Source organism: Pseudomonas sp. FBCC-B1667, assembly GCF_059133255.1.
The window spans coordinates 5,247,899-5,260,638 of sequence record NZ_CP101437.1 but is presented as its reverse complement, the minus strand read 5'-3'; the positions used below and the strand labels follow the sequence as shown (position 1 = coordinate 5,260,638).

Here is a 12,740-nt window from a genome sequence, read left to right as displayed (position 1 = left end):
TTTGCGCGCTGATATATTCGGCTTTTGTGCGGTCCGAGGACCGTGCTTTTGCGAAAAAGCCCGCAGATCAATGAAAAACAGTTGCCTGGCCGGATTGGCAACCTGAGGAGTAAGCACTAGAGTATGCGCGCGCAAAACGGGCTTGAGCCGTTCACACATCGTTGTCGCGTTTATTACGAGGACACCGATGCGGGCGGCATCGTGTATTACGTCAATTACCTCAAGTTTATGGAACGGGCTCGAACCGAGCGGCTCCGGGATCTGGGCTTTGCCCAATCGGCGCTGGCAGGGGAGGACCTGTTGTTTGTCGTGCACTCCAGCGAAGCGCGTTACCACGCGCCGGCGCGACTGGACGACGAGCTTCTGGTAAGCGCTGAAGTAATCGAATTGAACCGGGTCAGCCTGCGTTTCAAGCAGCAGGTCAGGCGGGCAACGGATAATGTGCTGCTCTGCGAAGGGCAGTTTTTGGTGGCCTGTGTGCGCACTGACAGTTTAAAACCCCGGGCCATTCCCGAAGCTCTACGTGCGGCCTTTGCCGACGTGAGCGGCGCGGGTACACACTCAAAGCAGGAGATAAAGCGTGGAAGCTAACGTCGTCGACCATTCCTCCATGTGGAGCCTGGTCAGCAATGCCAGTATTGTGGTGCAACTGGTAATGCTGATCCTGGTAGCCGCATCGGTGACCTCATGGATCATGATTTTTCAGCGCAGCAATTTGATTCGTGCCGGCCGACGTGCCCTGGAGAGCTTTGAAGAGCGCTTCTGGTCCGGTATCGACCTGTCCAAACTCTACCGTCAGGCCGGCAGCAACCCTGATCCGGATTCGGGCGTCGAGCAGATTTTCCGTGCCGGTTTCAAGGAATTCTCCCGTCTGCGCCAGCAGCCAGGCGTTGACCCGGAAGCGGTCATGGAAGGCGTGGCCCGTGCCATGCGCGTTGCCATCTCCCGCGAAGAAGAGAAGCTCGAGCAGAGCCTGCCATTCCTCGCCACCGTGGGCTCCGTGAGCCCGTACATCGGTCTGTTCGGTACGGTCTGGGGCATCATGAACTCCTTCCGTGGCCTGGCCACTGCCCAGCAAGCGACCCTGGCCACTGTGGCTCCCGGCATCGCCGAAGCACTGATCGCCACCGCGATCGGTCTGTTCGCTGCCATCCCGGCCGTTATTGCTTACAACCGCTTCTCTGCTCGCAGCGAAACCTTGCTGAGCCGTTACTACACCTTCGCCGATGAATTCCAGGCGATCCTGCACCGCAAAGTGCACACCAGCGAAGAATAAGCAGGTAATTTCCAATGGCTTTAATCGCTCGAGCTCGCAAAAAGCGCAAGCCGGTTGCCGAGATGAACGTAGTGCCTTACATCGACGTGATGCTGGTACTGCTGGTCATCTTCATGGTGACCGCGCCGATGCTCAATCAGGGCGTGAAAGTTGATCTGCCCAAGGTTTCCAGCGAAGCCTTGCCGCAGGACAACAACACTCAGGTCCTGACCATTTCGATCAAGGCTGACAAGACCTACTACTGGAACCTTGGCAGTGAAGTCGACACCGAAAAGCAGCAGGACAAGGCCATGACCTTGCCGCAGATGACTGACGCGGTGACCAAGATCATTCGTGCCGGGACTGAAGGTGGCAAGCGTACTCAGGTGTTCATCCGTGGCGACAAGACCGTTGATTACGGTTCGGTCATGGGCGCCATGGGCGGGTTGCAGAAGGCCGGAGTCGGTAACGTTGGCTTGATTACCGAGGCGCCCTGATGCAGCAACAACGAGAGCCAACAGCCTCGGAAAGCTACTTCTGGCCTAGTGTCTGGGCGATTGGCTTGCACGTGCTGGTGTTCGGCATGCTGTTTGTCAGTTTTGCCATGACGCCTGAGTTGCCGCCGGCCAAGCCGATTGTCCAGGCGACCCTGTACCAGCTGAAATCGAAAAGTCGGGCGACCACCCAGACCAATCAGAAGATTGCGGGTGAAGCGCAGAAATCTGCTGCGCGTCAAACCGAAGTCGAACAGATGGAACAGAAAAAGGTCGAGCAGGAAGCGGTGAAGGCTGCGGAACAAAAGAAAGAAGAAGCGGCTCAAAAGGCCGAGGAAGCCAAGAAGGCCGACGAGTCGAAGAAAGCGGATGAGGCAAAAAAGGCTGATGAAGCCAAAAAAGCCGATGAAGCGAAGAAGACCGCCGAAGCCAAGAAGGCAGAAGAGAAACAATTGGCTGATATAGCCAAGAAGAAAGCGGAAGAAGAAGCCAAGAAAGCCGCTGAAGAAGAGGCCAAGAAAGCGGCCGCTGAAGAAGCGAAGAAGAAGATCGTCGAAGACGCGAAGAAGAAAGCCGCCGAAGACGCCAAGAAGAAAGCTGAAGCTGAAGAGGCGAAGAAGAAAGTCGCCGAAGACGCGAAGAAGAAAGCTGCTGCCGATGCTGCGAAGAAGAAGTCGCAGGATGCTGCACGTAAATCGGTTGAAGACAAAAAGGCGCAGGCCTTGGCTGATTTGCTGTCCGACAAGCCGGAGCGTCAACAGGCGTTGGCGGATGAGCAGGGTGATGAGACCGCGGGCAACTTCGATGATCTGATTCGTTCGCGCGCTTCTGAAGGTTGGGCGCAGCCACCGTCGGCCCGCAAGGGCATGAAAGTGATTCTGCAAATCAACATGCTGCCTGACGGAACGATCTCCGGCGTATCGGTTGCTCATTCCAGTGGTGATGTGCCGTTCGACAGTTCAGCAGTGGCGGCGGTAAAAAATATTGGTCGTTTGACCGAAATGCAGGGTCTGAAGCCAGCTGATTTCGCACCCTATCGTTCATTCAAGATGACATTCACACCTGAGGATCTAGCCTTGTGAGAAACCTTCTTCGAGGACTGCTTGTAGTCATGTTCTGCTTTGCAGGACTGGCCACGGCAGATGAAAAAAATATCCTGGTCAGCAGTGGCAGCTCCCAGGCCACTCCAATTGCCGTCGTGCCATTCGGTTTCCAGGGCGGCAGCGTGCTGCCGGACGACATGGCTGAAATCATCGGTAACGACCTGCGCAATTCGGGTTACTACGCGCCGATTCCAAAGCAGAACATGATCAGCCAGCCGAGCCAGGCCAGCGAAATCATTTACCGTGACTGGAAAGCGGTTGGCGCCCAATACATCATGGTCGGCAGTATCGTGCCAGCAGGCGGTCGCTTGCAGGTTCAGTACGCGCTGTTCAACGTCGCCACCGAGCAGCAAGTGCTGACCGGCAGCGTGTCGGGCAGCGTTGATCAACTGCGCGACATGGCGCATTACATCTCCGACCAGTCGTTCGAAAAACTCACCGGTATCAAAGGTGCGTTCTCGACGCGTCTGTTGTACGTGACTGCCGAGCGTTTCTCCGAGAAGAACACGCGCTACACGCTGCAACGTTCGGACTATGACGGTGCCCGCGCCGTGACCCTGCTGCAATCGCGCGAGCCGATCCTGTCGCCGCGTTTTGCACCGGATGGCAAGCGCATCGCCTATGTGTCGTTCGAACAGAAGCGTCCGCGCATCTTCATGCAGAACATCGACACCGGTCGCCGCGAGCAGATCACCAACTTCGAAGGCCTGAATGGCGCGCCAGCCTGGTCGCCGGATGGCAATCGCCTGGCATTCGTCCTGTCCAAGGACGGCAACCCGGACATTTATGTGATGAACCTGGGTTCGCGTCAGATCTCTCGTGTCACCAACGGTCCTGGCATCAACACCGAACCCTTCTGGGGTAAAGATGGATCAACCATCTACTTCACCTCCGACCGTGGCGGCAAGCCGCAGATCTACAAAACCAGCGTCAGTGGTGGCGGTGCGGAACGTGTGACCTTCGTTGGTAACTACAACGCCAACCCTAAACTGTCGGCTGATGAAAAGACCCTGGTGATGATTCACCGCCAGGATGGCTTCACCAATTTCAAGGTGGCGGCCCAGGATTTGCAGCGAGGTAGTGTAAAGATCCTCACTGATAGCACTCTGGACGAGTCGCCTACTGTCGCGCCCAACGGCACCATGGTAATCTACGCCACCCGCCAGCAGGGCCGGGGAGTCTTGATGCTCGTGTCCATTAATGGACGCGTAAGGCTCCCGCTTCCTACCGCTCAAGGCGAAGTTCGAGAACCTTCCTGGTCCCCTTACCTGAACTGACGCGGCGCTACACGTTTTACTTAACACACTGGGGTTCATTAGGAGTTTCACGATGGAAATGCTGAAGTTTGGTAAATTTGCTGCGCTGGCTCTGGCCATGGCTGTAGCTGTAGGTTGCTCGTCCAAAGGCGGCGACAACGCCGGTGAAGGCGCTGTTGATCCAAACGCTGGTTACGGCGCAAACACTGGTGCCGTTGACGGTTCCCTGAGCGAAGAAGCTGCTCTGCGCGCAATCACCACCTTCTACTTCGAATACGACAGCTCGGACCTGAAGCCAGAAGCCATGCGCGCTCTGGACGTTCACGCCAAAGACCTGAAAGCAAACGGCGCTCGCGTTGTTCTGGAAGGCAACACCGACGAACGTGGTACTCGTGAGTACAACATGGCACTGGGCGAGCGTCGTGCGAAAGCCGTTCAACGCTACCTGGTACTGCAAGGCGTTTCCCCAGCTCAGCTGGAACTGGTTTCCTACGGCGAAGAGCGTCCAGTTGCTACCGGCAACGACGAGCAGTCCTGGGCTCAAAACCGTCGCGTCGAACTGCGTAAGTAATTCGTCATGCGAACGTGCCGTCGTGCTGTAACTGTCTTGGCTCTCAGTCTCGCACCGCTTGCGGTGTGGGCTGCGGTTCCTGTGGTCGATAACAACTCCGGTTCTAACAGCGGGAGTAGTTATCCGCCTGCGGGTTACGGTACGAACGGCGCCTATGCCGGGGGAGGGGTTTCGACCCCTGTCTCGGCACAGGGTCAGTTGTTCAACCAACTGCAACAAATGCAGGACCAGATCTCGCGCCAACAGGGTGTGATCGAAGAACTGCAAAATGATGTAGCGCGCATGAAGCAAGAGAACCTGGAGCGATATCAGGATCTTGATCGGCGCATAGGAACCGGCGTTGCACCTGCCGCGACTCCTGAGAATTCTTCCACTGGTGGCGATTTGAATGCCCCTGGTGCAGCAGCTGCTGGCGCAAGTGCAGGAGCGGCTGCCGCTCAAGCACCTGCCGCGGGTGGCGAACCGGCGGATCCGGCGAAGGAAAAGCTGTATTACGACGCAGCCTTCGACCTGATCAAAGCCAAGGATTTCGACAAGGCCAGCCAGGCTTTTGCCGCTTTCCTGCGTAAATACCCGAACAGTCAATACGCGGGCAATGCCCAGTACTGGTTGGGCGAAGTGAACCTGGCCAAAGGCGATCTGCAAGGTGCAGGGCAGGCGTTTGCCAAGGTTTCACAGCTGTACCCAAAGCACGCCAAAGTGCCTGATTCGTTGTACAAGCTGGCTGATGTAGAGCGCCGCCTCGGTCACACTGACAAGGTCAAAGGCATTCTGCAGCAGGTTGTGTCGCAGTATCCGGGCACTTCCGCCGCTCAGCTGGCGCAGCGTGATCTGCAAAAAATGTAAGGGCGGCTTGACCCGTTTCGAAGAAACCCGCGCTTGTCGCGGGTTTTTTCGTTAGAATTCACGCCCTTTTTATGAAACACGCTTTTTGGGATCTGCGCGGTGGCGGGGTTCCTTGAAGTGCCTGACGGAGGCGGACAGCCTGTTTAGCTGTTATGCCCGTGGCGACTATGCAAGACACATTGAGAATTACCGAAGTTTTTTACTCGTTGCAGGGTGAAACGCGAACTGCCGGGCTGCCCACAGTATTTGTGCGCCTGACCGGTTGCCCTTTGCGTTGCCAATACTGCGACAGCGCCTACGCGTTCACGGGCGGCACCGTTCGCCCGCTCGACGACATCCTCGAGCAAGTGGCCGGTTTCCGCCCGCGTTATGTGTGTGTCACCGGTGGAGAGCCATTGGCACAACCTAACGCCATCCCATTGCTCAAGCAGTTGTGCGACGCCGGTTACGAAGTGTCACTGGAAACCAGTGGTGCGCTCGACATCTCGGCAGTAGATTCCCGGGTCAGTCGTGTTGTCGACCTGAAAACCCCGGGTTCAAAGGAAGCACACCGCAATCGGTACGAAAATATCGAGCTGCTCACGCCTAACGATCAGGTGAAGTTTGTCATCTGTTCGCGGGAAGACTATGACTGGGCCGTGTCCAAGCTGATCCAGTACGGTCTTGACCGGCGCGCCGGCGAAGTCCTGTTCTCGCCAAGCCACCACGACCTGAATGCTCGGGACCTGGCGGATTGGGTGGTGGCGGACAACCTGCCAGTGCGTCTGCAATTGCAGCTGCATAAATATCTTTGGAATGACGAGCCGGGGCGCTGAAATGACGGAACAACTGAACACTGCGGAAAAACGTGCAGTCATCCTGCTGTCTGGCGGGCTGGACTCGGCAACTGTCGTGGCCATGGCTCGCGCCGAAGGCTACAGCTGCTACACCATGAGCTTTGATTACGGTCAGCGCTCTCAGGCAGAGCTGCATGCCGCCGCACGCGTTGCCCGTGACCTCGGTGTGGTCGAGCACAAGGTGATCGGTCTCAACCTGAACGGCATGGGCGGCTCGGCGCTGACCGACAGCAGCATCGACATTCCGGAGGAACTGGGGGAGGGCATTCCAGTGACTTACGTGCCGGCGCGAAACACGGTATTCCTGTCGCTGGCGTTGGGCTGGGCTGAAGTGCTCGGTGCGCGCGACATCTTCATTGGCGTGAATGCGGTGGATTACTCCGGTTACCCGGACTGCCGCCCCGAGTTCATCGAGTCCTTCGAACGTATGGCCAATCTGGCGACCAAGGCCGGAGTAGAGGGTAATGGCTTCCGTATCCAGGCACCCCTGCAAAACCTGAGCAAGGCGCAAATCGTTGAGGCAGGCGTGAAGCTGGGCGTCAATTATGGGCTGACCGTTTCCTGCTATCAGGCTGACGATAACGGCCGTGCGTGCGGCAAGTGCGACAGCTGCCGACTGCGTGCAGAAGGCTTTGCGGCGGCCGGAATCAGCGACCCAACGCCTTATTTTTGATTTATTTCAAATTAGGTGTTGAATAGTCCTTAAAAATCAGTATTATACGCGCCACCACACAGCGGGTCGTTAGCTCAGTTGGTAGAGCAGTTGGCTTTTAACCAATTGGTCGTAGGTTCGAATCCCACACGACCCACCATTTTTATAGCAGTTCAGAAAATCCGAAAGGCCCACGTAAGTGAGGATTTTCGGGTTTTTTTTTGCCTGCAATACAGTGGGGGTGCGGGTCTGGAGGGTGGGTAGAGCTATCACCAACGTACAGACATGCAGCCGTCTGGATCGAACATTAGTTTCGAGTCGTCGTGATGTCAATATGGAATAGGGCGAAGGCCGGAGCGAGCCTGCTCCGTTTTGTCAACGAAAGTAACTCAGCTAACGCTGGAATTCATTGCTGAAAAGTCGATTTGAGGGCGAAACTTACCCTCCAGATCAGGCCTGCTCCATCCCAATCCAGATAGCAACGAGGGCTGCTTACGACAGTCCTGTCCCAGCGGTCGAACAATCAGGGGCTGTTTCAGCTCCAGCTATAAGACTTGATGCCAACCCTGTTGATCATCAACGTCAACAGTAGCGAGCTTTCGGACACCTCATCTCCTGAGGAGGCGGGGGGGATGCCGAGTTCTTCCCACCACGTTCCTGGTCCATCCCAAGTCAGCTCGTGACTCAATCCAGTTCCGACCGGAAGAATTGCCTGCTCCAGAGTGAAGCGTTCCGAGGTTATGCTGGTGACGTGTGTTAGCAGCTTTGACTCCGAGGGAGTCGGAATGTGTGAGGAGCACTCTTTGCCCCTAACTTCGTCTGCCTCGAACACCATCGGCTCCATGCATACATCTGGCTGAGGCAAAGCAACTGGTTCGGGCAGGACGGGAAGCGGCTGAGCCACCGGCACAGGCATATGCTCGTCGACCCGTCTCTCAAATGCTATCGCACCCTGTGAAAGGCTTCGCTCATGCAGCACTGCTCGCATGTGATCGTAATCCACCTCGATATAGCTGAGCGTGGTGGCGATATTTGAATGGTTCAGCAGGCTCTTGGTTAGGTGGATATTTCGCTCTGGCTGTCTCATGAGATCCGTTGCGAGGGTATGTCTGAACCTATGCGGGGTCATGCGAATTCCGACTTCTCGAGTCAGCTTGCGATACATGCCCTCAATCTGGTCGATGTTCATAACCGTTGAGCGATAATGTCTGGAAAAGCGATTCACGTTAAAAAGCTGGTCGTCCGGTGCAAATCCAATTTCCTTTGCTGCCTCGAGCAGTTTCAAAATATGGGGTTCCAGGCCTGGCATGATGGGTATTGAGAACTCGCGGTGAGTTTTCTCTGTGTCAGCCTGGACTTTGATAATTCTGTTGTCCCAGTCCACATCTCCGTATCGAAGTGTCAATAGGGCATTCAGCCGGATACCGGTGTAGTAAAACATTTCGAAAACGGCGAGCCAGAACCAGGCCGGTGTAATGACGCTACGTTTCTTTGAATAACACTCCTCCGCCACCATGGATTTGAGCCAATCCCGTGCTCGTTTGATTGCATCACGTGCGACGGTTTTACTGGGGCGTTTAGGTGGGATGACAGTGGTTTTTTTGAACGGGTTTATGGACGTGTGTAGAAGCGTTCCCTGTTCAATGGCATACCCCCATACAGTCCGGAGATGGTTTGAATAGGTGTTCCAGCTCTGTTTTGCCAGACCACGCTCCAGCTCTTTCCGACGCCATCCTAGGATCGAACGGTGATCTATGGATTCAAGTGAAATTTCTTCTCCAAAGTGTCTGGTCAACGCTCTTGTGGCCGCAAAGTAGATCTTCGCGGTGGCATCTCTTAAGTCGTGAGTAAAGATGTAGTCCTTGGTGAGGGCTAGAGGTGTGCTCATTCAACACCCTCCTTTGCTCCGGTCACCAGGCTCAGGCTTGCGTTGTCGTAAGGTACTTCGGCAAATACCGTGAGTGGGTCTTTTAACAGATATCCCCTGAGCTGCTTTGTCGTTCTGGGACCTGTGACCTTGCACGTCCAGATGTTGAGGCTTTTCTCGGTTTTTCTATGCAACTTCTGCTTTTCAAAGCTTCGCTGCACCAATTGCCAGGCGTTAATTTTCTGAGATTTTGCCTGCACTTCAATGGCAGGGAACTCCTGTACGTAGCGCTTGAAGATTCCAGGTGTAACAAGCATTGCAGTCCCCGATACGGTATGCACCAAAGCCTTGGTGTCATTGATAATGATTCGACGGGAGACGAGGCCATTCCTAAGCCATTCAACAAATCCCTGACCCAGCTCGCTGTTTGTCCTCTGTATCGAAACGTCCGTGTCGGCCGCGACTGCCGGTAAACTCTCTGTGCTTGAAGCTATTGCTGCCTGGGCGTCTTCCTGTCCAGAAGGCGCGCGCTCTGCCACCGAGGTTTTGGCTTCTGGGTCGATTTCTGTCTGTAGTGGCGATGTGATGTTATCAAGCAGATCCATCAGCGCAGCAATCTCCGCAGGATTACCAGGTGTGTCGGGGGGGATTTTTTCCGTCGTGAGGGACGGGGTCGAAACAAATGCGGGAGGGGCTGTGACAACCTGAGTCGTGAGAACTCGTGAGTTTTCGACGGTACTATCCACGGGATTACCGGTTTCGACCTCAAGTGTCCCGGCGTATACCGGTGGGCGTTCACTCGGATCATTCCAGATTAGTGCCGGCGAGAGCTTGAGAAGGGTAAAAGTGTTTTTCCAACCATTACCGTTGTCGATGGTGGCTTTCCAAATAGCCTTGTCCTGTGCATTCGTCTGGATCACCCCCTGATCCTGCAGCATGTTGAAAAAGGGGGCGTTTGAGCTCGGTACTCCATCGACCCCTTGTGTCAGTAAATAGGCTCGAAGCTGATCCGCGATCGGCTTACTCACCAGCCATAGCGCATCCTGTGCCAACCATCCATCCGAGGGGCCGTCTGGCTGGTTCAGTTTGAACTTGTCACGGACCAGGTAGCGCAAACCATCGGCCAGTTGCCGTTGCAGGGACTGCTTCGGCGCTGCCAAAGCTCGGGACGGATTGCCGCCCAGCTCTAGAGCGACTGACGCTTGGTCGGCCTGTACCACGATTTCACCCAGGATGCCGGCGTTCTCATACTGACCGGCCAAGATAAAAATCAACTGCGACCACACTTCAGGGAATCCGCTGAGCCAATCCAGAATGTCAGGGGTCAAGACTTGGGCGTAGATGAGGGCTGCGGCCGCGCCGTGTAATTGATAGTTACGCCCTTTCACGTAGCGGAAGCGGTAAGGGCGCTTTATTGGTCCGTGCCAAGGGTGCCAGGTCCTTTCTCCCTGAAGTTCAACATGGACGTCGACCGCGATCTTGCCTATGTCGTGCAGCAGAGCTCCATAGGCCGCAGCAGCGGTCCAGGCTTCTGCTTGGGCTGACTGGGACTCTGGAGGTGCACCAATAGGCAGGAGGTAGGACTGTCGAATTTTCAGGGCATAGGCAACGATCTCTAAGCCGTGATCGAGCATCCCACCGGGGTGTGCATGGTGGTGATTTTCCGAAGCGGGGAGCTGCTGGACCAACTCTGAGTAGCGCTCAAGTGGTCTGCGGTATAGGTCCGCAAACTGCTGTCGGGACAGCGAGGCACGTTGCCATATGTTTTCCAGTAGTTTTTGACGACGCGGGGAGGCGAGCAGGTCCTGAGCATTCGCTGGTTGCAAAAAGCCTTTGGGCATTTGAGCCGCAGAGGGTTTGGATTTGCTGCGTCGAAAGAGAGAGAACATTGCCTGCTCCATGAGAGATTCATGGGGCGGGCTTTTCCTCTATTGAGGGGGAGGGGAACAAGGGAAAAGCATCATTGGGGGCGTGTAGTATTTTTTGGGCGAAATGCCATCTTTCGATGGTGGCGACGGAGGAACGAAGGCAAAATCCTAGTAGTCTCGGTCTAAAGGCATGGTGCCGCAGACTCATCCGGAGAGGGTAAATAATGGTTTCACTTCGCTACGCTACGAAATCAACTTCAGCTAATGTTTGGGCGCTTTGCGATTTAATACGTGACAAAAAGTGTGATGAGATCATTCTTTTTGCTAGTGAGAGGAATACTTTTGACGATGATGAAGGTAAATATGATAACAACCTTCCTTTGGTTGTCGCCTTAGCCAAGTATATTATTCCTCATGTAGATAGTGTGTTTGTTGTGTTTGACGGGACATTTCTAACCGCTGCACGCTATCCCCGTTACCTTGAAGTGCGTGACTTGCTTGATGTCGCCGAAGCGTCGGATAAGATTTATTACTCTGAACAGAGGGCACCACTCACTAGTGAAATGACACCCGATCAGGCAGTTTCAACTCTGATTGAGTTAGGCCCTATCAAACCTTTGACAGCTAACTCCAGAGCTGATTACTTCGCTTTGCTCAGTAATTTCACAGAAGAACAGCTAGTTAAAATATTCGTGCCTTGAAAGATTCATTGATGGGGCTCACCCTTTTCTCCGCTAAAAGCGGCCCTTTCAGGTAAGGCTTTTACCCTTGTGAACCATTCCCTTCGCTTGAAAAAGCCATTTACCATTTGGGCCATTTGGTGGGTCAGTCCTGCGGGAGGTGAAACCTGGCCTCCATCGCGTCATGCAGGATCCGGACAATCTCGATAACCTGATCGTCGGCTAGTCGGTAAAAGACGATATGCCGAGGGCGTTGGACCATGCCATTTGCCGTGGCAGCCCGTTTGCGCGAATGGACCAGATGAAAGCTTCTTAAGCCGAGTGCGACCTCGTCTCGCATGCTGCTACCGATTCTATTCGGCACAAGGGCCAAGTCCTCGATAGCTGTGCGTAAGAGCTCTTGGTAACGGACTCTGGCGCCGGTGCCGAACTGTAATTGGGAGTGTTTCAGAATGTCCGCTATGTCAGAGAGCGCTGTGTCAGAAATTCGGTACTGCGTCATGCTCAATGTTTCTCTGCGACGGATTGGGCGGCCTGATTACCGATATCCGCCAGAAGGCTCCCTAGATCCTCACTGCGGACTTCAATGAAGCGGTCCTGTTCCAGATCCATTAATCCTATCGAGGTGGCATGTCTCAGCGCGTCGAGCTTGGCGGCTTCTTCGGCTTCGCGCTTTTCCAGTAGACGGAGGCCTTCACGCAAGACTTCACTGGCATTTTGGTAACGACCCGACAGAACAAGGTCATTCACGACCTTTTCCAAATGGTCGGTAAGGACTACGTTTCGAGTGGCCATGGTGTGCTCCAGTTACTAAGGGGAGGGCGGTACTTCTTGTTGGCATATTATGCCAATTGACTTGCGAAAGCCTAATTTTCAGTTTATACCTGCTACAAAGATGCCTCGACTAGGAGGCTCAACGGAGAATCGCGTCATGACCGCACAACGACCACAGGGAATTGCTCATAGCCTTGGCTACGGCCTGGGTCGAGTTGCGGCCACGGTGTTCTCCGGCGGTAATGCTCGACTTCGTTGGTTGAAACGGATCGCGGTGGTTGTTGCTATGGTAGTCATCGCCCAATTCGGTAGCTGGTTAGCGGCGGCCGCAATGACGTTGGTTTCGATTGCGTTAATCCTCTGGGGGCTGTCTAGAGTGAGCCTGGCCGGTGAAGGTATCGCAGGGACGGATGAGGCGGGCCTGTTCGAGAAAGACGTGTTTGGTCGCAAGTTGAACTGGCTTGGCGAGCTTGAAGTTCCTGATCAGAATCCCGCGAACGAAAACCACTAAATCGGATGCATCAGCGTCAGTTGAGGA

15 protein-coding genes and 1 tRNA gene are annotated in these 12,740 nt (G+C 54.9%); 12 read left to right on the top strand and 4 right to left on the bottom strand.

Annotated features, from left to right (window positions below; all coding sequences use genetic code 11):
• Positions 1-123: 123 nt before the first annotated feature.
• The 10 genes from ybgC (at position 124) to NL116_RS24335 (ending at position 7,173) form a co-directional block, all read left to right on the top strand.
• A complete protein-coding gene (ybgC, locus tag NL116_RS24380) occupies positions 124-591 on the top strand; it encodes a tol-pal system-associated acyl-CoA thioesterase (RefSeq protein WP_494374389.1) in 468 nt (155 codons plus the stop codon).
• Positions 581-1,276: a protein TolQ gene (tolQ, locus tag NL116_RS24375; protein WP_140667542.1), complete on the top strand. Its 696-nt coding sequence runs from the start codon at positions 581-583 to the stop codon at positions 1,274-1,276. Before ybgC ends, tolQ begins: the two co-directional genes overlap by 11 nt.
• A gap of 23 nt (positions 1,277-1,299) precedes the next feature.
• Entirely contained in the window at positions 1,300-1,752 is a 453-nt protein-coding gene (gene tolR, locus NL116_RS24370) for a protein TolR (RefSeq protein WP_161807482.1), read from the top strand.
• Positions 1,752-2,831, top strand: coding sequence for a cell envelope integrity protein TolA (gene tolA, locus NL116_RS24365; RefSeq protein WP_494374388.1), 1,080 nt, complete (start codon positions 1,752-1,754; stop codon positions 2,829-2,831). The genes tolR and tolA overlap by 1 nt, the downstream gene beginning before the upstream one ends.
• Positions 2,832-2,860: 29 nt before the next feature.
• Complete coding sequence (gene tolB, locus NL116_RS24360; protein WP_494374387.1) at positions 2,861-4,129, top strand: Tol-Pal system beta propeller repeat protein TolB; 1,269 nt, start codon at positions 2,861-2,863, stop codon at positions 4,127-4,129.
• A gap of 52 nt (positions 4,130-4,181) precedes the next feature.
• Positions 4,182-4,679: a peptidoglycan-associated lipoprotein Pal gene (pal, locus tag NL116_RS24355; protein WP_003178634.1), complete on the top strand. Its 498-nt coding sequence runs from the start codon at positions 4,182-4,184 to the stop codon at positions 4,677-4,679.
• A 6-nt stretch (positions 4,680-4,685) separates the two neighbouring features.
• The gene (ybgF, locus tag NL116_RS24350; protein ID WP_494374386.1) at positions 4,686-5,525 is read left to right on the top strand and encodes a tol-pal system protein YbgF; all 840 of its coding nucleotides are present in this window, start codon (positions 4,686-4,688) and stop codon (positions 5,523-5,525) included.
• Between the two features lie 167 nt (positions 5,526-5,692).
• Positions 5,693-6,340 (top strand): 7-carboxy-7-deazaguanine synthase QueE, encoded by a 648-nt coding sequence (queE, locus tag NL116_RS24345; protein ID WP_475267592.1) that lies wholly within the window; start codon positions 5,693-5,695, stop codon positions 6,338-6,340.
• Position 6,341: 1 nt separating this feature from the next.
• Positions 6,342-7,034 (top strand): 7-cyano-7-deazaguanine synthase QueC, encoded by a 693-nt coding sequence (queC, locus tag NL116_RS24340; protein ID WP_494374385.1) that lies wholly within the window; start codon positions 6,342-6,344, stop codon positions 7,032-7,034.
• A 63-nt stretch (positions 7,035-7,097) separates the two neighbouring features.
• A tRNA-Lys gene (locus tag NL116_RS24335) sits at positions 7,098-7,173 on the top strand.
• A 375-nt stretch (positions 7,174-7,548) separates the two neighbouring features.
• On the opposite strand, the gene NL116_RS24330 is transcribed toward NL116_RS24335, so the two are convergent.
• The gene (locus NL116_RS24330; RefSeq protein WP_494374384.1) at positions 7,549-8,901 is read right to left on the bottom strand and encodes a site-specific integrase; all 1,353 of its coding nucleotides are present in this window, start codon (positions 8,899-8,901) and stop codon (positions 7,549-7,551) included.
• Positions 8,898-10,769 carry a MobH family relaxase gene (gene mobH / locus NL116_RS24325; RefSeq protein WP_494374383.1) on the bottom strand — a complete coding sequence of 624 codons (1,872 nt, stop codon included), beginning with the start codon at positions 10,767-10,769 and terminating at the stop codon, positions 8,898-8,900. Before mobH ends, NL116_RS24330 begins: the two co-directional genes overlap by 4 nt.
• A 203-nt stretch (positions 10,770-10,972) precedes the next feature.
• Here mobH and NL116_RS24320 point away from each other — a divergent pair, with 203 nt between their 5' ends.
• On the top strand, positions 10,973-11,449 hold the full coding sequence (locus NL116_RS24320; protein WP_494374382.1) for a hypothetical protein: 477 nt from the start codon (positions 10,973-10,975) through the stop codon (positions 11,447-11,449).
• Positions 11,450-11,573: 124 nt separating this feature from the next.
• On the opposite strand, the gene NL116_RS24315 is transcribed toward NL116_RS24320, so the two are convergent.
• Positions 11,574-11,930: a type II toxin-antitoxin system RelE/ParE family toxin gene (locus NL116_RS24315; protein WP_310867705.1), complete on the bottom strand. Its 357-nt coding sequence runs from the start codon at positions 11,928-11,930 to the stop codon at positions 11,574-11,576.
• A gap of 2 nt (positions 11,931-11,932) precedes the next feature.
• Positions 11,933-12,223: a type II toxin-antitoxin system ParD family antitoxin gene (locus NL116_RS24310; protein WP_494374381.1), complete on the bottom strand. Its 291-nt coding sequence runs from the start codon at positions 12,221-12,223 to the stop codon at positions 11,933-11,935.
• 136 nt (positions 12,224-12,359) lie between these two features.
• Here NL116_RS24310 and NL116_RS24305 point away from each other — a divergent pair, with 136 nt between their 5' ends.
• The gene (locus NL116_RS24305) at positions 12,360-12,713 is read left to right on the top strand and encodes a hypothetical protein (RefSeq protein ID WP_494374380.1); all 354 of its coding nucleotides are present in this window, start codon (positions 12,360-12,362) and stop codon (positions 12,711-12,713) included.
• Positions 12,714-12,740: the final 27 nt, after the last annotated feature.

What these genes read in the sequence shown, in the direction of transcription:
- ybgC (WP_494374389.1), top strand. Translation starts at nt 124, where the DNA reads ATGCGCGCGCAAAACGGGCTTGAGCCGTTCACACATCGTTGTCGCGTT.
- tolA (WP_494374388.1), top strand. Translation starts at nt 1,752, where the DNA reads ATGCAGCAACAACGAGAGCCAACAGCCTCGGAAAGCTACTTCTGGCCT.
- tolB (WP_494374387.1), top strand. Translation starts at nt 2,861, where the DNA reads ATGTTCTGCTTTGCAGGACTGGCCACGGCAGATGAAAAAAATATCCTG.
- pal (WP_003178634.1), top strand. Translation starts at nt 4,182, where the DNA reads ATGGAAATGCTGAAGTTTGGTAAATTTGCTGCGCTGGCTCTGGCCATG.
- ybgF (WP_494374386.1), top strand. Translation starts at nt 4,686, where the DNA reads ATGCGAACGTGCCGTCGTGCTGTAACTGTCTTGGCTCTCAGTCTCGCA.
- queE (WP_475267592.1), top strand. Translation starts at nt 5,693, where the DNA reads ATGCAAGACACATTGAGAATTACCGAAGTTTTTTACTCGTTGCAGGGT.
- queC (WP_494374385.1), top strand. Translation starts at nt 6,342, where the DNA reads ATGACGGAACAACTGAACACTGCGGAAAAACGTGCAGTCATCCTGCTG.
- NL116_RS24330 (WP_494374384.1), bottom strand. Translation starts at nt 8,901, where the DNA reads ATGAGCACACCTCTAGCCCTCACCAAGGACTACATCTTTACTCACGAC.
- mobH (WP_494374383.1), bottom strand. Translation starts at nt 10,769, where the DNA reads ATGTTCTCTCTCTTTCGACGCAGCAAATCCAAACCCTCTGCGGCTCAA.
- NL116_RS24320 (WP_494374382.1), top strand. Translation starts at nt 10,973, where the DNA reads ATGGTTTCACTTCGCTACGCTACGAAATCAACTTCAGCTAATGTTTGG.
- NL116_RS24315 (WP_310867705.1), bottom strand. Translation starts at nt 11,930, where the DNA reads ATGACGCAGTACCGAATTTCTGACACAGCGCTCTCTGACATAGCGGAC.
- NL116_RS24310 (WP_494374381.1), bottom strand. Translation starts at nt 12,223, where the DNA reads ATGGCCACTCGAAACGTAGTCCTTACCGACCATTTGGAAAAGGTCGTG.
- NL116_RS24305 (WP_494374380.1), top strand. Translation starts at nt 12,360, where the DNA reads ATGACCGCACAACGACCACAGGGAATTGCTCATAGCCTTGGCTACGGC.